Genomic DNA, 24584 nt, shown 5'->3' on the forward strand with positions numbered 1-24584 from the left:
TAAAATTGCTCTGTTTCATAATTATCCCTAAGTTAATAAACTATATTTTTAAACGGTCCGGTTTTTAGGGAAGATTAAAATTTTATGAAAATGGTAATGTAAAAGAACAAGGTCAATTTGATAATAATGGATTACGGGATGGAATATGGGAAGCCTATTATGAAAATGGTATACTATGGGGTGTCGGGAAATTTCATAAGGGAAAACAAACTGGTAAATGGAAATATTATCATAAAAATGCTATGTTACGAAGTATAGGAAAATATGATAATGATAAAGAAATCGGAATATGGAAATTTTATCACAAAAATGGTATATTAAAAGAAATTGGGAGAACAAAAAATGGCGAACAAATAAGTAAATGGAAATATTATGATGAGAAAGGTAATTTAATAAATATAATGGAATATTGATAAAAGAAAATAGGATAATAGGTTTTTCTTCAAGTATTGTTATTAGCATAACAGCTTTACCAAATGGTAAAACAGATATTTCTCTTACAAATAAAATAAATAATAATGATTGTTTAAATAACATTAATTATTATTTTGATGGTCATAAAATTTTGTCTGCATTTAAGAAATTAAGTTCGAATAATAGAAATGAAATAATTACATTAATAGGAACATTATCCTCAAATAAAAAAAGCATTTTATTTTATTTAAAGAATAAAACAGAATCTATTGCCTTAAAAAATCTTAACGAAAAAGAACTAGATTGTTTTTAGTATTTCTCTTAGATATTAGATTATTTTTTAAACTAATCTGTTTTATCTTAATCAGAAACTCGGTTAATTACAAACATAGTTGTTTTACTTTACCTGAGTACTCAGTTTATTATAAGCAAGTCCGTTTTACTTTTCTCGAGCCTTCAGTTTATTACAAACAAGTCTGTTTATAATGTTTGCCAAGAAGATTTAATTGTAAACAAGTGTGTTTGTAATGTTTTCTCAATATTAATTTTAAGATTTATTGATTATATTTATAAAACATTAAAATTAAATGAATTACAAATACTTAATCTACCTATTATGAAAGTAAATTTATCAAAATTATCTACAAAAAATCTGGCGACATTGGCGCAGCGAATTATTAACTCTTCTCAAACCGGAAATTATACCATTGTAGAGAACCATCCTTTATTGTTATCGCTTATTGCGAGTTATCAAAACTACGACACGGTATACACAAAGTTGACCTACAGTGGAAAAGGGAAAGAGGTGGCGACAGCTGATAAAGAGCGAGATGTTGCATTTAGTAACATGAAGGCTTTCCTGAATGGTTACCGTAAATTAACTTCTGTTGCAAACTATCAAGATGCGGAAGCTTTGTACAAAGTTTTCCAAACGTTTGGATTAGATTTGGACAGATTGAGTTATTCTGCCGAAACAGCGCAATTGAAGAAACTTATCGAAGAATTAGAAAAGGCTGAGAATACACAACGCATTACAAATTTAGCGCTTGCAACAGCTTTTGATGAATTGAAAACAAAGCATACAGATTTCGAGATTTTATTTGCGCAACAGGCAGAGGCGAACGGAGAGCTTCGCCAGATTGCAAGTGCAAGCTCTACAAGAAAAGAATTGGAACAAGTGTTGCGTGCTTACCTCAATCTAATTACTGCAATGAAAGATGTACCTGATTGGACAAAATTGTACCATGATTTGAACGAAATTGTGAAAGCTGCAAAGAATAGTTCTCTGTCTACGAATGGAACAAGCGAACCGACATTATAAAATTATTAAATAGTTTCTGTGCTTAAAAAAACATTCATAATTCTTTGTTCTATTATAATTCTAATCGGTTTATTTTGGATAATTTCAAAAAGGTTTGATGCTTACAATTTTGAAAAAGCAAGTACATCTTGTGATACAATAACAGTCATTAATGAAGAAATAATCTTATATTTTAAAGATTTTAAACATGATGATATCGAAAAAATAAATTTAAGAATTCGTAGAGATGGAAAGTTTGTAAAAGATACAACCTTGCTAAATAATGTTTCATGCAATTCTGTAGAAAGTTCATATTGCTCTTTCTATTTAAATCAAACAAAAATATACAGAAAAGACACCATTTATCTCACAACAGCTAATCAAAAAACGTATACAATTAATGGTTTTGATTATTTTGTGAGTGAACATTATGGAATGTTTGGTTCACTTGGTGATTATTATTGTAATTTTTTTGATGAATTTATAATAAATGGAAAAAGAACGAATCAAATTATCAATAAATAAAGACACTTTATTTATTGATTCAACAAAAAATCCATCTCAGTTCTTGAGATGGATTTTACATTTATAAAAAACCTGAAATACTAAAAGTAATTATTCTGATTAATGTCCTGCACTGATTACTTTACCTGCTCCTTTTTTGATAAAGAACAAAATAAACGGAATACAGATAAGGAAAACAACTCCCAAATACAAAAAGATATCCATATAGGTAAGTACTGTAGCTTGTTTGGTAACTTGTAAATCCAACAAATTATAGGCTTTGTTCAATGCTTCGTTTGGTGCAAAACCTTTACTTATAAAACTCATTTGTAAGTTTTGTAAATGTTTCTGCACATCAAAATCGGATGTATCCAAATGAGACACTAAATCTCCTCGATGTCCCATCGTTAAACGAGAAATAAACGTTGTAATAATTGCAATACCAAACGAACCTCCTAATTGTCGCATCATTCCTGTAAAGGCAGCTCCTTCACCAATTTGTTGCCCTTTCAGACTCGAAAGTGAAAGTGTTGTAACAGGTACAAATAATAGGCCCAATCCTACTCCACGTACAATTAATGGCCAAAAGAAATGTTCTGATCCTGTGTCTGGTGTTAAGATTTTGTATGACCAAAAACTATAACAGAAAAAGATAAAGAATCCTCCTGCAACCATATATTTGGGTGGAACACCTTTTTGTAACATTGTTGCGATGATTGGCATCATAAATGCGGTCATCAATGATGAAGGAATTAATAATAAACCTGCATCAGTCGCTGTCCATCCTAAAATTGATTGCGTATAGATTGGTATAATAAACGTTGATCCATATAATCCAAATCCTAAAATAAAAGATAAAATAGTACCAACTGCTAAGTTGCTATCTTTTAGTACACGTAAGTTTACAATTGGATGATCGAATACTAATTCTCTCCAAACAAATAAAATGAATCCGAAGAAACTCGCTAAACTTAAAGTTACAATCGTTGTGTTTTCAAACCAATCATCTTGTTGTCCGTGTTCTAATACATATTGTAACGATCCAACCGCAATAGCTAACAAAATAATTCCTAAGAAATCGACTTGACTTAGTTTAGATTTCTCAGCATATTTTGGACTGCGAACAAATGACAACGTTAACAATACAGCAATAATCCCAATTGGAATATTGATGTAAAATATATAGGGCCAAGACCAATTATCAATAATATAACCTCCTAAAGGTGGACCAAGTGTAGGACCAACGATAACTCCCATTCCGTAAATAGCTTGTGCTAAACCACGCTTTTCGGGTGGATAACTTTCGGTAATAATGGTTTGCGAAGTTACCAACAGCGCTCCACCACCAAGTCCTTGAATAAATCGGAACAAGATAATTTCCCACAATGTTGTTGCATTTCCACAAAGAAATGAGGCAACTGTAAATATGATAATCGAAGCCGCAAAATAATTGCGTCGTCCAAATTGTTGCGACAACCAGCTGGTCATCGGTACTACAATTACGTTGGCAATTGCGTAAGCGGTAACCACCCACGCAATATCAGTTAAAGAGACACCCAAACTACCTTTCATGTCATTCATTGCAACGTTAACAATTGTGGTATCAACAATCTCTAACAAAGCACACATGATGGCAGTAATGGTGATGATTACACGTCTTGCACCATATTCAACTAAATTATTTTCTTCCATAATTTTTCTGAATATCGATGATTATTTTGCAGAAGTTGATGATTTTAAAAGAATATCAGCTTCCACGTTCATACCTGGACGAATCAATTTCAACATTTCGTCTTTTTGATCAATAAATTCGATTTTAATCGGAACACGTTGAACAGTTTTCACGAAGTTACCAGATGCATTATCTGGAGGTAATAACGCAAATTTAGCACCAGTAGCTGGCGATAAAGATGTTACTTTCGCTTTAAATTCGTGATTTGGATAAGCATCAACTTTGATGATCGCTTCTTGTCCTTCTCTAATTTTTTCTAACTGCGTTTCTTTGTAATTTGCAACAACCCAAAGATTATTTGATTTTACAATATTAAACAAAGATTGACCTGCTTGTACCAATTGTCCTGGTTGTAAATTAATCTTCGAAACTTGTCCATCTTCCGCAGCAATTACATACGTATAAGACAAATATAGTTTTGCGTTTTCGATGTTCGTTCTGCTTTGACCAATTGCTGCTTCTGCTACTTTTATTTGTGCTTTTGATGCATCAGCTTGTGCTCTCGAAGTATTGACTTGTTTTGCTGTCGCTTGTGCTTGCTTCGCTGTAGAAGCCATTTGCGCACGAGATACACCTAATTGTTCTTGTACAACACGCAATTGTTTTTCTGCCGTTTCTTTTGCAGCCAAAGCTTGCTCGTATTGTTGTTTTGTGATTGATTGATTTTGATATAATTTATTGTATCGATCAAAATCATTTTTCGTTCTCCAAACTTGTACTTTTGCTGCTTCTACATTTGCTTGAGCTGTATTAACACTTGCTTGAGCCGTTTCGATTGTAGTATTCGCCGCAACAGCACCAGCTTCTGTTACTCCGATTGCTGCACCAGCTTGAGAAACGCCTGCGTGCGCAACACCTAATTGACCCTCTGCTTGTAATAAAGCATCATTCGATTGTTGTAATTTCAAAGCAAACTCAGATCCGTCTAAAACAACCAAAGTATCACCTTTGTGAACCATTTGATTATCTTCTACTAAAATCTTTTGAATGTAACCTGAAACTTTTGGAATTACTGGCGTAATACGTGCTTCTACTTGCGCATCATCTGTAATTTCGTGCGCTTGTCCGTGCATATATTTATAAACTCCGTATCCACCTCCTAAAAGGATTAAAGCTCCTAAAACGATGATAAATTTTGAGTTTATTTTTTTCTTTTCTTGATTATTTTCTTCCATAATAGTGTAATTCTATTGTATGTTTTCAGTTAAAATTCCGGTTGTGTAATAATATTCGTAGATCGCTAATTGTTCGTCAGCATCTCCTACTACTTGATTAATTTTTGCTTGTAATTGTTGTACATCAGCTTCTAACAAATCATCTGTATCAGCCAATCCATTATCATTTTTATCTTTTACAATTCTGTAGTTTTCGTTCGCTTGTTCTACTGCTTCTTTATAAACAAGATTTTTCTTTTTCGCTAATTCAAATTTCTGTAAAGCTTCACTTATTTCAACTTTCGCTTTATCAATTGTCGTCTCTTTTTGTAGCTCATTTTCAAGTTTCTGAGCTTTTGCAATTTCAACTTCCGTTTTGTTTTTATACAAAGACGATAAATCATATTTTAATCCGACACCAACATTTGTTGCATTAGTAATAGAAGCAACTTTGTTAATATCCATTGCAACATATCCAGCAGAAACTGCAATCTGTGGATAATAAGCTGCTTTTGCTATTTTGATTTGATTTTCTGCCATTTGTTCTTTCAACTCATAGCTTTTTACATCTGTACGATGAGAAAAGTCTTGTGAAGCCTCCAATGTTGATAAACCTTCTACATCTTGTACATGTATAACTGTATTCTCCGTTTGTCCAGTTAAAATATTCAGTCTATAATTGATGTTTTTGTATTGCGTTTCGGCTTCATCAATTGCAACTTGTACATTAGATGCTTGTAATTTTGCTCTTAATAAATCATTTCTTGCAATGATTCCGTTATCCAAAAAGTTCTGAAAATCTTTGACACGTTGGTTTGCTCTCACCAAGTTTTCATTCAAAACATCGATAGAACGTTGTGTTTTGTACAATCCGAAGTATAAATTGATTGCTTGCCAAACTGTATTTTCTTTTGTTGCTTCGATTTGTAAGTTTGATAAATCAACCATCAATTCACTTTGCTTGATTCCATTCTTAATCTTGAAACCTGCAAAAATTGGAAGCGAAGCATTTGCTTGTCCTAATAATAATTGATTAGGCTCTACTCCCATTCCTCCTCCATTTCCGGCAGCTGCCATCGGAAGTTTAATATCTACGTTTGTTGTCGTAAACAAATGCATGTATTGCCCGCTAAGCGTAACATCTGGTAAACGATTGTTTTTTGCGCTTTGCACTTTATACTCACTCGTATTTTTAGCAGCTTCGGCAACTTTTACAGCTTTACTGTTCTGTAAACTTTGTTGAATAATCTCCTGTAACGACACATTATTTTCTTGTGCCTGAGCTAAAGTTGCAATCACTAAACAAATTGGTAAGAAAAATTTATTTTTCATCGTATAGTATAATTGCTTTTAAAGAATCTATTAAGTAAGGATAATATTCTGCATGAATACGTTCTGAAAACTCTTCATGAGAAGACAATCCCCATTGTTTTAAATATGTTTTTTCGTTCAAAATTAAATACGAAGTCCCTCCGATAACGACCATTACAACAGCTTCTGCGGGCGCTTTACGTTTAAAAACACCTTTATTAAAACCTTCTTCGATAATGGTAGAGATATACGTTAAATTCTTAATCTTTAAGTCATTTACTTTTTGATCAACTTCCAATATAGAATCTCTCTTAGAATATTCTCTCGCCATAATGCGATGAAATTCAGGATTATCCAAAATTCGATTCAAATAAGATCTTAGAACTTCTTTCAATTTTTCAAATGATGTAAGCGAATCATCCATTGCAATTTTTTCTAATGAAGCATTAAAAGTTTCAATTCTCCATCCAAATAACTGTTCAACCAATTTATCCTTAGAACCAAAATAATAACTGATCATCGCAATATTAATATTCGCTTCTTTTGCTATTTCGCGCACACTTGCCGCATCAATTCCACGACGACCAAATACGCTTTCAGCAGCTTTTAAAATCTCAATTTGTTTTTCGCTTAAACTCATTTATAAAATTTGAACGCGCAAAGTTAAACAAACGTTTAATTAATTTTAAAAATTTAAGTATTTATTTTAATAATTTTTACTAATACATTGATTAACTTTTATCTATGAAAGAAATTTTTCTACATTACATATGGAAATTGAAGTTATTTACAACTCAAAACATGCAAACTTTTCATGGAGATTTTGTAGAAATAATCAATGTAGGAAAGTTAAACTATGATGCAGGACCAGATTTTTTGGAAGCAGAAATCGTAATTGGAGACAAATTATGGGCTGGATCAGTTGAAATGCATGTTAATTCGTCGGACTGGAATTTACATCAACATACAAATGATTTAGCTTATCAAAATGTAATTTTACATGTCGTCTGGAATCATGATTGTGAGATTAACGAATTGCGCCAACGTAATGTACAAACCTTGATTTTACAAGATTTTGTAAAACCTGAAATTGTTTACAATTATCAAAATATCGTCAATTCTACATTAGATAAAATTTATTGCAAAGATTTTATTAATCAACTTGATTTATCTGAATTTAATTTTTGGTTTGAAGGTTTATTAATTGAGCGTTTTGAAGAAAAAACACTTTCTATCATTGAAGAATTTGAAAAAAATAACCAGAATTGGGAAGAAACGTTATTCAAAAGTTTAGCGATCAACTTTGGATTAAAAGTGAATGTAAATGCTTTTGAAATTTGGGCAAATTCATTTCCGTTTAATGTTTTACAAAAAATACAATTTGAGCCAAAAAAAGTAGAAGCTTTGTTTTTTGGACAAGCCGGCTTTTTGAATGATTATAATGAGAATGAATATTATAATCAATTAAAAACCGAATATCATTTTCTAAAAAATAAATATCAATTACACCCAGTAGAAAATAGTTTGTTCAAATTCTCAAAAATGCGTCCAATCGGTTTTCCTACGATTCGATTAGCGCAATTAGCCTCAATATATGTGGTTTACAAAAGCTTGTTTTCAGAGATTATTCAACCAAAAAACTTAAAAGAGTTTTATAAAATATTTGACAAAATAAAAATCAATCAATTTTGGGAAACACATTATACATTCAAAAACGAATCAAAGTTTCAACTGAAAAACCTTTCAAAAGATAAGTTAAACAATTTATTGATTAATACAATTATTCCGATTCGATACGCGCACGAACGACAAAAAGATGAGGTAGAAATTGATTTTTACTTAGATTTATTAAATGAAATTGATGCAGAGAACAATTCTGTTTTAGATGAATACGAACAAATTGGATTCAGAAATAAAACTGCAAAAGATTCGCAAATTTTAATTCATCTCAAAAAAAGATATTGCTCCGAGAAAAAATGTTTAAATTGCGCTATCGGACATCATATTTTACGATAAATGAAAGAGCAAATTAGAAATTTTACTGAAAATGAATGGTTTAATGTTATCTCGCGTTTTGCGGATAAATTAGGAATTCGCGTTTCTAAATTGCGTCTTATTTTCATCTATTTATCGTTTGCTACGTTTGGTTTAGCCTTTATTGGTTACTTTATGATGTTATTTTTCTTTTGGGTAAAAGATTGTTTTATCATCAAAAGAAGATCTGTTTTTGATTTGTAAGCTCACTTTATTTAATTACAAATAGTTAAAACCTATTATTTATTTTCTAATTTATAACTTTCTGTATTCTTGAAGGTTATATTGCTTATGCAATAAAGTGCGTGTTTTTGATTTATTTTTTCATCTAAAATCCTAAACCGATGAAATATTTAAAAAAATCTACTTTTTACTTAAACAAATCGCAACGATTTGGCTTATACTTACTTTTCATATTAATCTTGTTGTTTGAAATTTTTCAGAATTTCTCATTTCAACATGAAACCTATGTTTTAACCGACTCGGATAAAGCATTGTTAGAATCGTATAAAACACAAGTTGAAACATCAAAATCATCGTTCAAATCTACATATGTAAAAGATTCGTTGAAACCATTTAATCCAAATGATTTTTCGCAAGAAGATTGGATGAAAATTGGTTTTTCTGAGCGTCAAGCAGAAGTTATTCTCAAATACAAAGGAATTGTAGGCGGCGAATTTACATCAAAAGAACAAATCAAGAAATGTTATGTAATTGATGAAGAAAAATATAAGGAGTTAGAACCTTTTATTCTGTTACCTGAAAAATCTACATCTACTTTTGAAACCAAATATCCTGAAAAACAGATTGCGTACAGTAATTTCAATCCGAATGATTTGCCACAACAAGGTTGGGAAAGAGTTGGTTTTACACCAAAACAGGCTGAAGTAATCATGAAATACAAACAAATAGTTGGTGGAAAATTTACAAGTAAAGAGCAAATCAAAAAGTGTTTTGTTATTTCTGATGAAAAATACAATGAAATGCAACGCTACATTTTGTTGCCAGAGCGTACAAAACAAGATGATAAACTAACTAAACAACAAACGGGTAAACACATTAATTATGTAAGGTTTAATCCAAATAATTATGCTGAAAATGATTGGCAAAAAATAGGTTTTTCGAGTAAGCAAGCTGAATCTATTTTAAAATATAAACGAATTTTAGGTGGCGAGTTTAAATCAAAAGAGCAAATCAAGAAGTGTTACATGATTTCGGATGAAAAATACAACGAAATACAAGCTTTTATTGATTTACCAGAAACAGTAGAATACAAACCTGAAAAACCTAAAGTAGAAGAAAAATCTATTGAGAAGGTTAATATTCAAGGTAAATTTAATCCAAATGATTTGAGCTTAGAAGATTGGATAAAACTGGGATTTACAGAAAAACAAGCTACAACAATACTCAACTATAAGCGTTCTTTAGGTGGAAAATTTAAAGATGCCAAAACATTAAAAAAAGCATATTCTATTAGCGAAGAAAAATATAAAGAAATAGAACCTCATCTCATTTTTGAGTAGGCGGTTTTCATAGGTTGGTTTTAAAAAATAAACGCGTCAAAGAAATTTCTGAGACGCGTTTATTAATTTATTTAAAAAGGATTAATAGTTAAATAACTCTTCTAAAGTTAATTCTTTTACTTCTCCTAATTTTTGTACTGCATTCCAATCTAAATTGGTTTTATTCCCAATCAATCCAACATTGTATTTTTGTCCTTTAATGTGTTTATTAAAGAAATCATTTAACTGATCTAATGTTAATGTTGAAGTTTGCGCATAAATATCTTTGTTGATATCATAGTTTAAACCGCGATCTTGTAACGCTAACCAATAAAAGAACACATTTGCTTTTGTATAACGCTTAGTTGCAATTTGTTTTAAGGCTGCAACTTTAGAGTTTTCGAACTGATTTGACGCTTTTGGCATATTATTCATCAACTCGTTCATCGCTTCTACAGCTTGTGGCAACTTATTTGCTTGCGTTCCGATATTCGCTCTTACATAATTGTATAAATCCTTTTTACCAGCATTAGAATAACTTGATCTTGCCGAATAAGCTAAAGATTTAGATTCTCTAATTTCTTGAAAAACAATTGAAGATAATCCTCCTCCAAAATATTCATTAAAAATACCTGATGAAGTTAACAATGTAGGATCATATTTTGTATCTCTTGCAACAAAATTAATTTCCGCTTGCACCATATCATAAGGAGCAAAATAAACCTTTCCATCTGTAACTGGTTGTGGATAATCTTTTTTAGTTGGATAATCCAATCCTTTACCAAAGTTATGATATTGCTCGATTGCTTTTTTCGTCAATTTAACATCATTCCCATAGTAGAAAACTTGATGTTTGTAATTAAAGAAATCCTTAATAATTTGCGTTAATTCTTTTGGATCAATTGCTTTCAAATCTGCTTCAGAAATAATATCTCTCGAACGATTATCAGGTCCATTCTGAGCATAAACATTTAATAAAGCAGCAATAACATTTTTATTCTTTTTAGAATTTTCTCTCGATTTCAAGATTGTTTTCACATATTCTTGGTACGAATCGTTGTTTGCTACAGCGTCACTAATCAAATGTTCAAATAATTTGATCCCTTCTGTTAAATTCTTTTGTAAACCTGTTATGTAAACAAATGTTCTGTCACTACCCGAATTTACACCGTACTCTACTCCTATTTTATAGAATTCTTTCTTTAAATTTTCAGGCGTATATTTAGATGTTCCTAAATAATTTAAGTAATTAATCGCTAAACCTAATTTCTTGTTATGATCAGAACCCATATCAGAAATGTAGTAAACCGAACTCAAATCATTTGTTTTATTGTCTATCGAAGTAAATTTTGCACTCTTTACTTTCCCTTCGTTCATCTCTTTCTTGAAGTCAACAAAAACTGGCGCAATATCTTTTGATTCAATTTTCATGAAATCTTTATAAAACTGAGATTCAGCTCCACGATTTAATTGAATTGGTGTAATTCCTGGATTAGAAACACGTACTAAATCTTTGTTTTCTCCTTGACGTTTGTAAACAATTACATAATTATTTGTATAGTTTTTCTTCGCAAAATCCATCAATTCTTGCTTCGTTACACGTCCCATTTCATCGTACTGATCAACAACTTGTGCCCAAGGCATATCATTGATATATGATTTATAAAGACTTGCAGCTAAAGAACGAGAATCATTCCAGCTTTGTAAACGAGATTTTTTCAAATCATTTACAACAGCTTCAATCATCCAATCTTCAAATTTTCCTTGTTTGATGTTTTCTAATTGTGCTAACATCAAATCGCGAACTTCGTCTAAGCTTTGTCCTTGTTTAGGTGCTCCAGAAAAAGAGTGCATTCCGTAGTCACGGAAAAAAGAAGCTCCACTTCCTGCTCCTAAAGCTTTCTGTTGTTGATTAATGTTCAAATCAATTAATCCTGCAGTAGAATTACTTAAAATATAATCGATTAACGTAACATATTTGGCATCAGAACTTTTAGCTCCATTAAAACGATAAGCAAATTGCACACGCTCAGAAGACGGGCTAAAAACTTCACTTGTCACAATCTTTTTTACAGGCTCTTCTTTCGCTACATATTGTGTTGGTGCTGGTTTTGCAGCATAACTACCAAAATATTTATCAATCATTGGTACAGCTGTATCAAAATCAAAATCTCCGATTAACATCACAGCCATATTATTTGGCACATAATATTTATCAAAGTAATTATGAATTGCAACCATCGAAGGATTCTTTAAATGTTCAGAAGTACCAATCGTAGTTTGTGTTCCGTAGTGAGACTTTGGAAATAATGTTTCCATCAATTTATAATAAACTAAACGTCCATCATTATCCTGAGAACGGTTAAATTCCTCATAAACTGCTTCTAACTCTGTATGAAAAAGACGTAAAGTTAATTCACTAAAACGCTCAGACTCTACTTTCAAAAATTTTTCTAATTCGTTATTCGGAATATTATTATGATAAATTGTTTCCTCTAAAGATGTATGCGCGTTAGTTCCTGATGCTCCCAAAGAAGAAATTAATTTATCATACTCATTTGCAACAGCGTATTTTGAAGCTTCTTGCGAAACCTCATCAATTTTCTTGTAAAGTGCTATCTTTTTAGCAGGATCTTTTTCAGCTTTGTGCTGCTCGTATAAATCAGAAATCTGTTTAATTAAAGGTTTCTCAACAGCCCAATTTTGTGTTCCTATTTTTGAAGTTCCTTTAAAAACCATGTGTTCTAAGTAGTGAGCCAAACCTGTATTATCTTCTGGATCGTTGTTAGAACCTGTTTTTACCGCAATATGTGTCTGAATTCTTGGTTCATCTTTTAATTGAGCCAAATAAATTTTCAAACCATTTTTAAGCGTATAAATTCGTGTATTTGAAGGATCATTTTCTACAATTTCGTAGTTATATCCTTTGTTGTCAGTTTTTTTCACAGTCTTTAATTGTGCATAAGTTAAAACGGAAGTAAACATAATTCCGCAAAATAGAAACGATTTCCTCATGTTGTAATTTTAATTTCTTAAAAATAAGAAATTTTTATTAGTCATTCAGAGAAAATATAAAATATTGAGAATGATTTATTTTACTAATTTAAAACCGATTACTGTAAAAATCAATCCAATAATTACACTCGAAAGAATATAAATAATTGGTGTGATGTAATTTTGTTGTTGAATTAGATTAAAATTTTCATACGAAAAACTCGAAAATGTTGTGAAACCTCCACAAAATCCTGTTATCAGTAAAAAATTGAAATAACTATTTCCTAAATCATTTTTGATTGAATATCCATACAAAGCGCCAATCAAAAAACAACCGATACTATTTGTCAAAAACGTAGCAAATGGAAAAGGTTGCGCGTAATACTTTCCGATTCCGTATGATATTAAAAATCTTGCAACACTACCAAAAGCGCCGCCTAAACCAACAAATAGTATAGATTTTAAGAGATTCATTAAATTCTGTTAACAATTTTAATCAAAACTAAAAATAACAAAATGATAAATGAAATAATTCCTAAAAAGAATAAACCTAATCCAAAATAAATAATTGTAATTGTTCCAATATTCCAACCGATTAAGTTGATTGAATAACCAATCAAAATCAGTACTACTGAAATCAATAAAAATTTGAAATTATTTACTTTTTTTAGATTCATCATTTCTAAAGATGCGAAGCTGAAACAAGTTCAGCTTGACATCTGTATATTATTTTGAGTATTAAATATAAAACTATTTTTCGATAAAATTCTTCACAGCAATCGCAACTTTTGCTCCGTCCATAGCAGCAGAAATAATTCCACCAGCGTAACCTGCCCCTTCGGCGCAAGGAAATAAACCAGCAATTTGTGTATGTTCTAAAGTTTCTTCATTTCTCGGAATACGAACAGGCGAAGAAGTTCTGGATTCTGTTGCGACAATATTTGCGTTTTCGGTATAGTAACCATTCATTTTTTTACCAAATGTTTGAAAACCTAATTTCAAAGATTGATGAACTTCTTTTGGTAAAATATCACTCAATAGACCTGATGTTAAACCTGGTAAATAAGAACAATCATTCAATGAATTAGATAATTTCCCTGAAACAAAATCAGTCATTCGTTGCCCAGGCGCTTTTAATTTACCTCCACCAACTTGCCACGCTTTTTGCTCGACCATTTGTTGAAACTTCATTCCAGCTAAAGGTCCAGTAAAACCATATTTAGCAAAATCTTTTTCATCAACTGTTACAACCATTCCCGAGTTTGCAAAAAATCCGTCACGTTTGGAAGGAGACCAACCATTTACAACCAATTCTCCTTCGTCTGTAGATGCAGGAGCAATAATTCCACCAGGACACATACAAAAAGAGAAAACGCCGCGACCAGCTTCTTGAGAAACTAACGAATAAGATGCGGGAGGAAGAAACTCGTTTCGTTCTGACCCAATTGGACAATGATATTGAGCAGAATCAATCAAACTTTGGTGATGTTCTACACGAACGCCCAATGCAAAAGGTTTTGCTTCGATTAAAACATTCTTTTCATCTAACATTCTAAAAATATCACGAGCCGAATGTCCCGTTGCTAAGATCAAAGAAGAAGTTTTAATTTTTTTATCATGATTGATTTCAATTCCTTTGATTTGATTATTCTCGATGATAATATCTGTTAGTTTTGTATCAAACCAAACTTCACCACCGCATTCGATAATCGCTTCGCGCATGTTAGCAATAATCCCAGGCAATTTATTCGTTCCGATATGTGGATGCGCTTCTTGCAAAATACGTTCTGTCGCACCGAAATGTACAAACCATTGCAAGGATTTCAGGATATTTCCACGTTTTGTAGAGCGCGTATATAATTTTCCGTCCGAATAAGTTCCAGCACCACCTTCGCCATAACAATAGTTCGATTCAGGATTTACTTTTCCTTCTTTGTTCATCGCCGCTAAATCACGACGACGGTCACGAACATTTTTACCACGCTCGATGATAATTGGTTTCAGACCTTGTTCTATTAATTCTAACGCAGCAAATAATCCAGCAGGACCAGCACCAGCAATATAAACTTCGTGTTTATTTTCTACATTTTGAAGATTTGGATGAAACTCAAAAGCATCAGAAAATTCTTCGTTAATAAAAACATTGACTTGTAATTGTGCGATGATATTTCGGCTTCGCGCATCTAAAGATCGACGAATAATTTGGTAAGCATTGATGTTCTCCGGTTTTGTTTTAACAGCAGATGCTAAACGTTGTTTCAAAATTTTCTCGTTTGCAGCTTCTGTAGGAGAAATTCGTATCGTTACATTTTGAGGCATAATTATTGACTAAAAAATAAAGTACAAAATTAGTTGAAAAAGCACTTAGTTGAATAGCTTTTAGAACTGTTTTTATAAAAAATATCCAAAAAAATAAATTATGATTAAAAAAACTTTCTTAACAATTAGCGGAAGTGCATTACTATTTTCTTGTGCTACAAACGGAAGCAAAGACAAAACGATTAATTTAGATACTGTAGAAACTGAAAAAACAATTACACTAAATGCTGGTGATCAAGTTAAATTAGAACTTACCACAAATCCTACAACAGGATATGATTGGGTAACAGACGAACCAGAAGATTGTAGTGTAAAAATTATAGATAAATCTAATGTAAAAACAACTGCTGAAGGCGTGATGGGCGCTCCGAGTAAAAATGTATATGTTATAAAAGCAAACCAAAAAGGTGAATGTACAATACGTTTTGATTACAAAAGAAGTTGGGAAAAAGAAGAACCAACGAATTCTAAAGAAATTACTTTCATTGTAAAATAAAACCAAAAAAGCTCTCGAAATCGAGAGCTTTTTTATAATTATTTCAGAAATTAGATTCCTAATTTTTTCAACGTTTGTTTTTGAACACCGTTTTTGTGAACTAAAATATTTGTTGTTTTGTACTGAACAAAAGCTTTTGTTACATAAAGATATCCTTCGTAATCGTTCGTTAAACCCCAAGAGTTTTTCACGATGTAGTAATCTTTACCATTTTGATCTTTTGCAATACCAACAATGTGCATTCCGTGATCATCAGTCGTTTGGTAATCATCAAAAGCAGCTTGACGCATATCTTCTGTAATCACTTTTTCTGGTTTTGGACCTTTGAACATATCTGCTTTTTGTTGTGCATTCATATCTGCAAAATCAACTTCTGGTACATACGCTACACCATTTTTCCAGCTAAATCCTTTTTCAGAAACGTCTGTTGCCCAAGCAACTGTAAACCCATTTTTCAAAGCATAATCAATGTTATCAGTCATCTCTGTCATCGGAACATTGTAGAAAGATTCGTACGCCCAGTTATCAGGAATCGCTAATACAAACGGTTTGTAATATGTATGATCTTTGAAAGATGTAATTGCAACATAATCGTTTGGATTAATTCCTACTACTTGATCAGCAAATGTACGTGGTGTATATTTTTTTCCGTTGTATGTGAATTCTTTTGGATATTCTCCTAAATAGCTATCCAAAACAGCTGTATAGGCTTTCTCCCAGTTTGTTGTTAATTTACCATTTGGATTTGCAACAACCGCTTTCAAAACTCCTTCTTGAATTGCAGCCATTTCACCAAATTGGTTTGTTTTTGTTCCGTAATTCAAACCTGTGTAAGTTTCAGTCGGTACAGCACCGTATTTTTTGATTGTATTTAAAACATCATAAAAAGAACCTCCGTCACCTAAAGTTGTTGCACCGTGCATGCGAACATATTGTTTTCCTTTCTCAACATATGTGTTTCTTGCATTGAAAATTGGAGACAATTGAATAGGTTGTTTTCCCATTCTTATCATTTCTGATTCGAAGAAAGAATTTCCTGAATATGACCAACAAGTTCCTGATGAACCTTGGTTTTCTACTGGAGTTTTAGCTAAATTGATAACGTCAGTAAATTTGAAAGCTTCTTTACTATTTTCACTAACATTTTTGTTCAAAGAATTAACTAAATTGTCTTGTGCAGACGCCAATTGAGCTGAAGCTAAAAATAAAGCTGAAGCTAAAACTGGATAAAAAATTTTACGCATTTTTAAATTTATTTTGTGTGAGTATTTTATAAGTAGCTAATTTCACGAAAATGTTAACAATAAACCTATAAAAATTTAAAGTTTTTTTAATAAAACTTCTTAGTATTCATTTACACAATACATTTGGTAAGCTAAAACAGACTTGTTTGTGATAACCGAGTCCTCGGGAAAGGTAAAACAACCTTGTTTGTAATAAACCGAGTCTTCGGGCAAGGTAAAACATACCTGTTTGTAATTAAATTTTCTTTACGGACATTACAAACATACTTGTTTATAATAAACTTAGTGCTCGGGTAAGGTGAAACAACCTTGTTTGTAATCAAATCTTCTTTACGAATATTACAAACAGATATGATTGAGATAAATGTAACTTTATAAATAATTATATTAGTGGATAATTTAACGAAACAAAGTTATATTTTGCTTTGTGAAAAAATAATGTAACAGAAGATTTAAAAGTAAAATCGCAAAATATATGACTGAAATAAAAATTGATGATAGAATTCTAATTTTGGAAAAATTTGAAGACGAAAAGGTCTCTTATTCAGATTCATACTTTAGTAATCATGCAGAAAATATTAATATAAATTATTCAACAAAAGTGAAAATTTCACTTTATAGCCTTGATAAAGAGTTTATAAAGTCAATAAAAATTTTCGGAATATTTTTCGATTCTGAAACCTATATTTTATTGGAGAATTTTAAAATTTTTGGAAACTCAATAATTTTTTCATTTGATGGCGTTTTACTTTCATTTGATAAAAAGAACTTTATGCTTAATTGGCAAAAGACAGATTTTGCAGATATCATTTCATTTAAATTATATGAAAATGACTTAATAATCTACGACGAACTTGCAATTGTAAGAATTGATATAAATGGAAATGAAAAATGGAGATTCAGTGGAATGGATCATTTTATTTCTTATCAAGGAACTGACAATTTTATTTTTTGTGATAAGTATATTAAAATGGTTGATTCAAATGAAGTTGAGTATCAAATAAGTTATGACGGAAAGGATATTAATAATATTAACACAAATTATTTTCAAGAAATAAGACCTTCAAAAGAAAATTTTTTAAAACGAATAAAAAAAAAATCGCTAACATTACGTTACCTAAACAATATTTTTTTTAAAACTGACTTAATATCCCAAAATGGATTTTAGATTCTTTGAAGTCGAAAGAAGTTTCGTCTGTTTTACCAACTGCATAACTCAAATTGAAAATTCCCATCTTCGTTAAAAAAGAAATTCCTGTTCCTAAACTTAGCAAAGAAGTGTTCAGATTTGCGCGTTTGTTATCAATAAAACCATAATCGGCGAAAAGTCCAATATAAAAAGCTTCGCTTGGAACAAAACGATAATCCATACTTAGGAATCCGTACATATTTGCGGTAATACTTTCTTCGTTAAAACCTCTAAAACTTCCGAAACCACCTATTCTGTACAATTCGTTTTCGGAAAAATCATCATCTTTTGTGAGTAAACCTCTAAACTCTGCACCAGCTTTTAAGAAATGTTTTTTGGATAATTCGAATAAACGAAACGTTTTTAGACCAACTTCAACTTGATTGACGGTTTTATTTTCTAAATCTTCTGTCCACGAGAAATTCTTTTCTTTTTTACGAATCGAATTTACCGTAACATTCAACATCGATTTTCCTTCCATCAAACGAAAAGGATGTTTCAAGAAATAGTGATAACTCAAACCAAAACCAATTTTAGAATAATCGTCGAAACTCGATTTTAGATAAGAATCATCTTCCAACAAAAAGTTAGACGATTGTATAATTCCGCTCACACCAATATTCGAGTTGAGGTTGAGTTGATAAAATAAACGCTCCGAAAAATCTAAATTCACAAAAACAGAATCTTGCTTGAAAAGCTTGAAATTCGTTTCCGAACCAATCGCAGATTTGAACAAATAAGGCACCTTAACACCAATGTTCAACGATGTATTCTTATTGGCTGTTCCAATCCAATTTAACCTGATTTCTTCAAAATTATTGAACACATTATTCAACGAAAGTTGAACATTTCCGTTCAATCTAAAATCGCCATTATCATCAGTCCCGAAACCTAAAACACCATCAAAATAATTTGAATTCACTTTGCGAGGATACAAATATAAAATCGTCGAATCTTTACGGAAAAGCGTTTGCGGAGATTGCGCCTCTGTGATATAATTAGTTTGTTGCATTAAGGTCGAAATCGTTGCCAACTTCTGTTCATTGTAGACTTCGCCCGTTTTTATATTAAGTCCATGACGCAAATAACCTTTTGATAATTTTTCGTAATCAACCAATTTTACACCATCAATTTTGCGCTGATTTCCTTTGTCTAAAACCAATTCAATTTTCTGTTCATTTTGTTCGAATCCATTCGGGACAAGTTTTATTTGCGCAAACGGATAACCTTGATTAGTGTTGATTGTGGCGATTTTATTTAGAATAGAATCTAAATTATTTGTTGGGAAATAATTATTTTTATTTTCGAATAATTCATTGTTTTTCACCCAAATTGTTTGGTATAATTTTCCTTTATTGAGATAAACTTTTTCATTTTTTATCGAATCGACAGTCAAAGTATAATAACCTGTTTTTTGAAGCGAATCTAAAGTAGAATCAAGGTTTTTACTCTCGAAATCTTTTGTATACGATTTGTTATCATCATTATAACGATAAAAATGAAATGTTTTTTGTTGACAAAAAAGCCAAACCGATTGTGTAAAAAATAAAACTATGTAGAATAAAAATCGCATAACTGCTTGTAATAACGTATAAAAACGATGTTAAGTATTTGTTTTACTGATAAGTATTAGTTAATGTGTTAAAATTAAAATCTATTTTTGTTTTTCAAATTTAAGATGAATGTTGAAATTATTTAAAATTACTGGATATTTAGAGGCACTTTCTGCAATAGTTTTATTTTTTATTGCAATGCCTATGAAATATATTTGGGAAGATCCGACTTGGGTAACTCACGCAGGGCGCATACATGGAGGTTTATTTATCGCTTACATGGTGTTAGTCTATTTATTGAAAGAAAAATACAATTGGTCTTGGAAAATTTTTATGATCTTTTTTGTAGCTGCAATTATTCCTGGAGGAACAATTTGGGCTGAAAAAAGATTGATTGAAGGTAAAAAATACAAAGAACAATTAGCTAAAAACGAAATAAAATAGTTTCAGTAACAATAATTTTCTACATTTATTAATAATTACTATTATGATAAAAACTAGAAAATTTATATTAATCCTACTGATTATCTTTATTTCATCTTGTAAAAGTGAAACAAAAGAAAAGCCAAAAGAAGAAAAGCAAACAACTCAAAATAAAGTTGATAATTCGGATGAATTAGAAGTTTTTGATGTAGATAAAATGCTTTTTAATGGGAAGTCTAAAAGATACTTTTCTTTGCAGGAGTTTGAAACAAATTTCGGTAAAATAGATAGTACCAAATTAATGTCAGAAGAGCAACCGTGTTCTTACATTTTTGAAAACAAGGATGGAAGTAAAGACATGGAAGATAAATATCTATATAAAGATGGTTCTCGTTTTGAAAATAATAAAGATCAAGTTGCAATTGATGAGTTTAGATTCAATAACAATAACTTTCTGAAATATGATACTACGATTTTAAATTCTTCAACAACAACTGATGATTTAAAATTATTGTTTCCAAATGCTGTTCGTAAAATGGATACTTTAGATGTTCTTGGAGAAGGTAAATTGCAAGTAATACAATTAAAAGAAGATGATAACAATATTTCTGATGGGCATATCAACTTATTTCTGAAAAATGGAAAATTATATTATATGCATTGGTGGTTTCCTTGCTAAACAATTTTCTTTCAGTTATAACAAAGTATAATTAGATATATTAAACAATTAAAAAAGCCGAAGATAATTCTTCGGCTTTTCTTTTGTTGAGCGGGAAACGAGACTCGAACTCGCAACATTCAGCTTGGAAGGCTGACGCTCTACCAATTGAGCTATTCCCGCGTTGTGAGGACAAATATACGTTGATATTTTCCACTTTTGCAAGAGTTTTTTCAATAATTTTTACAACTTTTTTCTAATAAATTAATTTTGAAATATTTGACTTGTTGATTTTTTTTGAGAAATTAGGGAAAAATATAATTTGGATGACATTTGAAGAGTTATTAATACTAGTTGAAAGAAATAATTTCATGTCAAAAGTAGATTTTACAATTGCAATTAAACTTTTTGATGCAGAAAATGATTGTCTGTGGAATCAATTATTAATGGATTTGTTGAAAATAATAAAATAGAATTATGAAAATCCCCTCAATTCATGGTATTATAGAACGCAGAATGTTAATCAATTTTTGTGTAGAACCGCACTATATTGAGAAGATTTTGCCTCAACCTTTCCGTCCTAAATTGTACAAAGGAAAAGCAATTGCTGGAATTTGTTTGATCCGATTGAAAGATATAAAACCAAAAGGTTTGCCTGACTTTGTAGGAGTGAATTCTGAAAATGCAGCACATCGAATTGCGGTTGAATGGGAGGAAAATGGAGTGACAAAAGAAGGTGTTTATATTCCGAGACGAGATACTTCACTAAAATTGAATGCGCTTGTTGGCGGTCGAGTTTTTCCTGGCAAACATTATTTTGCGAAGTTTAATGTGATAGAAGAAAACGATAATTATCATTTAGATTTCACGAGTTCTGACGATACGCGAATTGAAATTGATGCTAAAAAATCTACTGAATTTAATTCGAATTCGATTTTCGAAACGTTGGAAGAAGTTTCAAAATTCTTCGAGAATGGTTCTATTGGTTATTCTCCAAATGGAAAAAATTTTGAAGGTCTAAAACTCGAAACCTATAATTGGGAAGTAGAACCTTTGGAAGTTTCACATGTAAAATCAAGTTTTTTTGAAGATGAAACAATCTTTCCAAAAGGTTCTGTTCAGTTTGATAACGCCATTCTTATGACCAATATTGAGCATGAATGGAAATCGTTAGAAAAGATAAAATGTTTGTAATCTATTCTTTCCTCAAAATAAAATCTTCTTCCTGATTGTTTCCTAAATTAAACTGAAAAATTTCACCATAATTTACAGGAATTTTGAATGCGTTTTTGATCGGAATTTGCAACAAATAACACCACATCAAACGAATAATTCCTCCATGCGTAACAATCAACACTTTTTCGTGTTGAGCATTTCGTAATTCATTCATAAAATCAAAAAGTCGTTCTGACATTTCTTGCATCGATTCGCCATTTGGCGTTTTAGTTTCGACAAAATCGACGTACCAAGGTTCTATTTCTTCCGAAGGAATTTCGTCCCACGATTTCATTTCCCAATCTCCAAAATTGAATTCTTTTAATCGATCATCAAAAATAATTTCATTTGAGAAGGTTTCTGCCAATCGTTGACAACGACTTAATGAACTTGAAAAAATTACCTCAAAATCGTTTTCAATTTTAGTATGAATTTGTACAACTTCTTGATGAAAAGTATCAGCTAATTCCACATCAGTTTGTCCGTAACAAACCGATGAAGGAACATTAACTTTTGTATGTCGAATTACAGAAACTTGCATAGAATTAAAACGCCAAGGTAAAACAAAACTTCGGTAACTTGTTGCACAGTTCCCAAGCAATCGCCTGTGTATCCGCCAATATATTTTTTGAAATACCAGCCCAAATAAACTTTTCCGATGTAACAAAGTGGTAAAATCAACAAAAATTTCCATTCGCCAAAAACAATAAAAGGTACAAGACAGAAAAGAAAACTAATGACAAGATTTTTTATCGGAAGTGCTTTGTTTGCCATCGGTTTCGATTTACTTTTGTCAATATCTGTCACATATTCGTGTGTGTAAATCATCATTCCAGAAAAAAAGCGACTAACCGAATGTGCTGAAATTAAAGTAAAAATCATCAACCAAAAATTATTTTCGGCAATATGTTGAAGTGATGTAAATTTTAATAACAACAATAAGATAACGCCAATTACGCCATAAGCTCCAATTCGGCTATCTTTCATAATTGTCAAGATTTTTTCTTTGCCATAACCGCCTCCAAAACTATCGCAAACATCGGTGAAACCATCTTCGTGAAAGGCTCCTGTTAGTAAAACACTTGTAATCATCGTGATAATAATAGCGATATCAATTGGTAAAATAAATTGACAAATTGTATAAATTAACGCGTTGAAAGCACCAACTAATAAACCAATCGCTGCGTAATATTTTTGTGATTGATTCATAATTTCGTTGCTGTATGGAATTTTGAACGGAATTGGAATTCGTGTAAAAAACATCAATGCGGTTAAAAAATAAGTGATTTCTTTTTTTAGCATTCTACTTCAGTTTCTTTGTTACTCACGCCTGCAGATTCGAAACTTGCCATATCATTGTAAAAATTCACTGCACTTTTGATAATTGGATAAGCCAATGCGCAACCTGTTCCTTCGCCAACGCGCAAATTAATGTTTAGAATTGGTTCTTCGTTGAAATAATTCAACAAATATTGGTGTCCAGATTCATCGCTTTGATGACAGAAAATAGCGTTATTTAGAATTTCTGGTTTCAATTTAGACGCAACCAAAATCGCCGCCGAAGCAATATAACCATCAATCATCAATAACATATTATGTTCGTAAGCAGATAACATTGCAGCTGTCATTTGAGCAACTTCAAAACCTCCAAAAGTGGCTAGAATTTGTTTTGGATCATTAATTTTTCCATGTGTATTCTTCGCTTCATTTAGAATATTGATTTTATTCAGTAATTGCTCATCATTCAAACCTGTTCCTCGTCCTACACATTGCTCCAAAGGTAAATCGGTCAAATAATGTACAAGCATCGACGCAGAAGAAGTGTTCCCTATTCCCATTTCGCCAAAACCAATAATATTTGTTCCGTTTTGAGCGATTTCGTCTACAGTTTTCTTCGAATAATCAAAACATTCTTCCAATTGATCCAATGTCATTGCAGGTTCGTGTAAGAAATTTTTGGTTGATTTGGCTACTTTACAATTTTTCAAAACCGAATAATCCTCGAAATCATAATTCACACCAGCATCAACAATGGTTAAATCAATCTCATTTTGATTACAAAAAACATTAATTGCGGCTCCATTATTCAAAAAATTAAAAACCATTTGAGGCGTAACTTCTGCAGGATACGCACTAACACCAGATTGTGCAATTCCATGATCGCTCGCGAAAACAATTAGATGAGGTTTTGTTAATTCTAACTGTTTATTTTGTTGAACCAAACCAATTTTAAGTGCGATTTTTTCTAATAAACCCAAAGCTCCAAGCGGTTTTGTTTTAAGATCAATAATGTGTTGAATTTCTTCTTTTTGCATTTTATACTAAACTAAATTTTAATAAAAATGCTTTCGAAATCAAGTGCAATCAATTCAACAAATAAAATAATAAATGTAGTTTTGATTGAGCTTCAATCGCGAAAGCATCATCTAAAAAGTGGTCTGGCTTATAGTTTTTACTACTTACAGTTGCGCGACAGCTCGAGATTTACACTCGATTCCCTTTTGTGTTAGCAAGGTAAGAAAATAATCATAAAAGCAAAAAA

Annotated in this window: 25 protein-coding genes, 1 tRNA gene, 1 pseudogene and 1 riboswitch; of the genes and pseudogenes, 13 read left to right on the forward strand and 14 right to left on the reverse strand. The window is 31.3% G+C overall.

Going from position 1 to position 24584, the window contains the following annotated elements:
- Positions 1-77 precede the first annotated feature (77 nt).
- The 5 genes and pseudogenes from QHG34_RS15845 to QHG34_RS05155 form a co-directional block, all read left to right on the forward strand.
- Positions 78-185: pseudogene (locus tag QHG34_RS15845) on the forward strand (hypothetical protein); the annotation flags it as partial.
- Between the two features lie 57 nt (positions 186-242).
- Entirely contained in the window at positions 243-413 is a 171-nt protein-coding gene (locus QHG34_RS05140) for a toxin-antitoxin system YwqK family antitoxin (RefSeq protein WP_282629131.1), read from the forward strand.
- Positions 410-727 carry a hypothetical protein gene (locus QHG34_RS05145; protein ID WP_282629132.1) on the forward strand — a complete coding sequence of 106 codons (318 nt, stop codon included), beginning with the start codon at positions 410-412 and terminating at the stop codon, positions 725-727. The genes QHG34_RS05140 and QHG34_RS05145 overlap by 4 nt, the downstream gene beginning before the upstream one ends.
- Positions 728-1030: 303 nt before the next feature.
- Positions 1031-1735 carry a DUF6261 family protein gene (locus QHG34_RS05150; RefSeq protein WP_282629133.1) on the forward strand — a complete coding sequence of 235 codons (705 nt, stop codon included), beginning with the start codon at positions 1031-1033 and terminating at the stop codon, positions 1733-1735.
- Positions 1736-1753: 18 nt separating this feature from the next.
- Positions 1754-2239 carry a hypothetical protein gene (locus QHG34_RS05155; RefSeq protein ID WP_282629134.1) on the forward strand — a complete coding sequence of 162 codons (486 nt, stop codon included), beginning with the start codon at positions 1754-1756 and terminating at the stop codon, positions 2237-2239.
- Between the two features lie 99 nt (positions 2240-2338).
- Here the strand turns inward: QHG34_RS05155 and QHG34_RS05160 are convergent, their stop codons facing one another.
- The 4 genes from QHG34_RS05160 to QHG34_RS05175 are packed head-to-tail and all read right to left on the reverse strand — an operon-like array spanning position 2339 to position 7055.
- Positions 2339-3910, reverse strand: a complete 1572-nt coding sequence (locus tag QHG34_RS05160) for a DHA2 family efflux MFS transporter permease subunit (protein ID WP_282629135.1) — start codon at positions 3908-3910, stop codon at positions 2339-2341.
- Between the two features lie 21 nt (positions 3911-3931).
- Complete coding sequence (locus tag QHG34_RS05165) at positions 3932-5125, reverse strand: HlyD family secretion protein (protein WP_282629136.1); 1194 nt, start codon at positions 5123-5125, stop codon at positions 3932-3934.
- Between the two features lie 12 nt (positions 5126-5137).
- Positions 5138-6436: a TolC family protein gene (locus QHG34_RS05170; protein ID WP_282629137.1), complete on the reverse strand. Its 1299-nt coding sequence runs from the start codon at positions 6434-6436 to the stop codon at positions 5138-5140.
- On the reverse strand, positions 6426-7055 hold the full coding sequence (locus QHG34_RS05175) for a TetR/AcrR family transcriptional regulator (RefSeq protein WP_282629138.1): 630 nt from the start codon (positions 7053-7055) through the stop codon (positions 6426-6428). Before QHG34_RS05175 ends, QHG34_RS05170 begins: the two co-directional genes overlap by 11 nt.
- 104 nt (positions 7056-7159) lie before the next feature.
- On the opposite strand from QHG34_RS05175, the gene QHG34_RS05180 reads away from it, so the two are divergent.
- The 3 genes from QHG34_RS05180 (at position 7160) to QHG34_RS05190 (ending at position 9972) form a co-directional block, all read left to right on the forward strand.
- Positions 7160-8431, forward strand: coding sequence for a DUF2851 family protein (locus QHG34_RS05180; RefSeq protein ID WP_282629139.1), 1272 nt, complete (start codon positions 7160-7162; stop codon positions 8429-8431).
- Complete coding sequence (locus QHG34_RS05185; RefSeq protein WP_282629140.1) at positions 8432-8653, forward strand: PspC family transcriptional regulator; 222 nt, start codon at positions 8432-8434, stop codon at positions 8651-8653. It begins immediately after the preceding gene.
- Positions 8654-8793: 140 nt separating this feature from the next.
- Entirely contained in the window at positions 8794-9972 is a 1179-nt protein-coding gene (locus tag QHG34_RS05190) for a helix-hairpin-helix domain-containing protein (RefSeq protein ID WP_282629141.1), read from the forward strand.
- An 81-nt stretch (positions 9973-10053) separates the two neighbouring features.
- On the opposite strand, the gene QHG34_RS05195 is transcribed toward QHG34_RS05190, so the two are convergent.
- The 4 genes from QHG34_RS05195 to QHG34_RS05210 all read right to left on the reverse strand — a co-directional run bounded on the left by QHG34_RS05195 (position 10054) and on the right by QHG34_RS05210 (position 15264).
- Positions 10054-12966, reverse strand: coding sequence for a M16 family metallopeptidase (locus tag QHG34_RS05195; RefSeq protein ID WP_282629142.1), 2913 nt, complete (start codon positions 12964-12966; stop codon positions 10054-10056).
- A 75-nt stretch (positions 12967-13041) separates the two neighbouring features.
- Positions 13042-13419 carry a fluoride efflux transporter CrcB gene (gene crcB / locus QHG34_RS05200; RefSeq protein WP_282629143.1) on the reverse strand — a complete coding sequence of 126 codons (378 nt, stop codon included), beginning with the start codon at positions 13417-13419 and terminating at the stop codon, positions 13042-13044.
- Positions 13419-13625: a hypothetical protein gene (locus QHG34_RS05205; protein WP_282629145.1), complete on the reverse strand. Its 207-nt coding sequence runs from the start codon at positions 13623-13625 to the stop codon at positions 13419-13421. Before QHG34_RS05205 ends, crcB begins: the two co-directional genes overlap by 1 nt.
- A gap of 70 nt (positions 13626-13695) precedes the next feature.
- Positions 13696-15264, reverse strand: a complete 1569-nt coding sequence (locus QHG34_RS05210) for an NAD(P)/FAD-dependent oxidoreductase (RefSeq protein WP_282629146.1) — start codon at positions 15262-15264, stop codon at positions 13696-13698.
- A 100-nt stretch (positions 15265-15364) separates the two neighbouring features.
- Here QHG34_RS05210 and QHG34_RS05215 point away from each other — a divergent pair, with 100 nt between their 5' ends.
- Positions 15365-15760 (forward strand): protease inhibitor I42 family protein, encoded by a 396-nt coding sequence (locus tag QHG34_RS05215; protein WP_282629147.1) that lies wholly within the window; start codon positions 15365-15367, stop codon positions 15758-15760.
- A gap of 50 nt (positions 15761-15810) precedes the next feature.
- Here QHG34_RS05215 and QHG34_RS05220 read toward each other — a convergent pair whose 3' ends face one another.
- Positions 15811-17004 carry a C1 family peptidase gene (locus QHG34_RS05220; RefSeq protein WP_282629148.1) on the reverse strand — a complete coding sequence of 398 codons (1194 nt, stop codon included), beginning with the start codon at positions 17002-17004 and terminating at the stop codon, positions 15811-15813.
- Positions 17005-17479: 475 nt separating this feature from the next.
- Between QHG34_RS05220 and QHG34_RS05225 the strand changes: the two genes are divergently transcribed.
- Positions 17480-18172 carry a hypothetical protein gene (locus tag QHG34_RS05225; protein ID WP_282629149.1) on the forward strand — a complete coding sequence of 231 codons (693 nt, stop codon included), beginning with the start codon at positions 17480-17482 and terminating at the stop codon, positions 18170-18172.
- On the opposite strand, the gene QHG34_RS05230 is transcribed toward QHG34_RS05225, so the two are convergent.
- Positions 18138-19766, reverse strand: coding sequence for a BamA/TamA family outer membrane protein (locus tag QHG34_RS05230; RefSeq protein WP_282629150.1), 1629 nt, complete (start codon positions 19764-19766; stop codon positions 18138-18140). The two genes, QHG34_RS05225 and QHG34_RS05230, sit on opposite strands and share 35 nt — an antisense overlap.
- A 109-nt stretch (positions 19767-19875) precedes the next feature.
- Between QHG34_RS05230 and QHG34_RS05235 the strand changes: the two genes are divergently transcribed.
- Positions 19876-20190 (forward strand): DUF3817 domain-containing protein, encoded by a 315-nt coding sequence (locus QHG34_RS05235; RefSeq protein WP_282629151.1) that lies wholly within the window; start codon positions 19876-19878, stop codon positions 20188-20190.
- Between the two features lie 43 nt (positions 20191-20233).
- Positions 20234-20848, forward strand: coding sequence for a hypothetical protein (locus QHG34_RS05240; RefSeq protein WP_282629152.1), 615 nt, complete (start codon positions 20234-20236; stop codon positions 20846-20848).
- 89 nt (positions 20849-20937) lie between these two features.
- Here QHG34_RS05240 and QHG34_RS05245 read toward each other — a convergent pair.
- Positions 20938-21010: transfer RNA gene (locus QHG34_RS05245), tRNA-Gly, on the reverse strand.
- 294 nt (positions 21011-21304) lie between these two features.
- Here QHG34_RS05245 and QHG34_RS05250 point away from each other — a divergent pair.
- On the forward strand, positions 21305-22021 hold the full coding sequence (locus QHG34_RS05250) for a DUF2071 domain-containing protein (protein WP_282629153.1): 717 nt from the start codon (positions 21305-21307) through the stop codon (positions 22019-22021).
- A 1-nt stretch (position 22022) separates the two neighbouring features.
- Here QHG34_RS05250 and cobC read toward each other — a convergent pair whose 3' ends face one another.
- Genes cobC through cobT form a run of 3 tightly spaced genes read right to left on the reverse strand, consistent with a single transcriptional unit; the run spans position 22023 to position 24357 of the window.
- Positions 22023-22583 carry an alpha-ribazole phosphatase gene (gene cobC, locus QHG34_RS05255; RefSeq protein ID WP_282629155.1) on the reverse strand — a complete coding sequence of 187 codons (561 nt, stop codon included), beginning with the start codon at positions 22581-22583 and terminating at the stop codon, positions 22023-22025.
- Positions 22568-23344 carry an adenosylcobinamide-GDP ribazoletransferase gene (locus QHG34_RS05260; RefSeq protein WP_282629156.1) on the reverse strand — a complete coding sequence of 259 codons (777 nt, stop codon included), beginning with the start codon at positions 23342-23344 and terminating at the stop codon, positions 22568-22570. Before QHG34_RS05260 ends, cobC begins: the two co-directional genes overlap by 16 nt.
- Positions 23338-24357 carry a nicotinate-nucleotide--dimethylbenzimidazole phosphoribosyltransferase gene (gene cobT / locus QHG34_RS05265; RefSeq protein ID WP_282629157.1) on the reverse strand — a complete coding sequence of 340 codons (1020 nt, stop codon included), beginning with the start codon at positions 24355-24357 and terminating at the stop codon, positions 23338-23340. The genes QHG34_RS05260 and cobT overlap by 7 nt, the downstream gene beginning before the upstream one ends.
- Before the next feature lie 98 nt (positions 24358-24455).
- Positions 24456-24575: riboswitch (cobalamin riboswitch) on the reverse strand.
- Between the last annotated feature and the right edge of the window lie 9 nt (positions 24576-24584).

The organism is Empedobacter sedimenti (assembly GCF_030005555.1).
GTDB classification, from domain to species: Bacteria; Bacteroidota; Bacteroidia; order Flavobacteriales; family Weeksellaceae; genus Empedobacter; species Empedobacter sedimenti.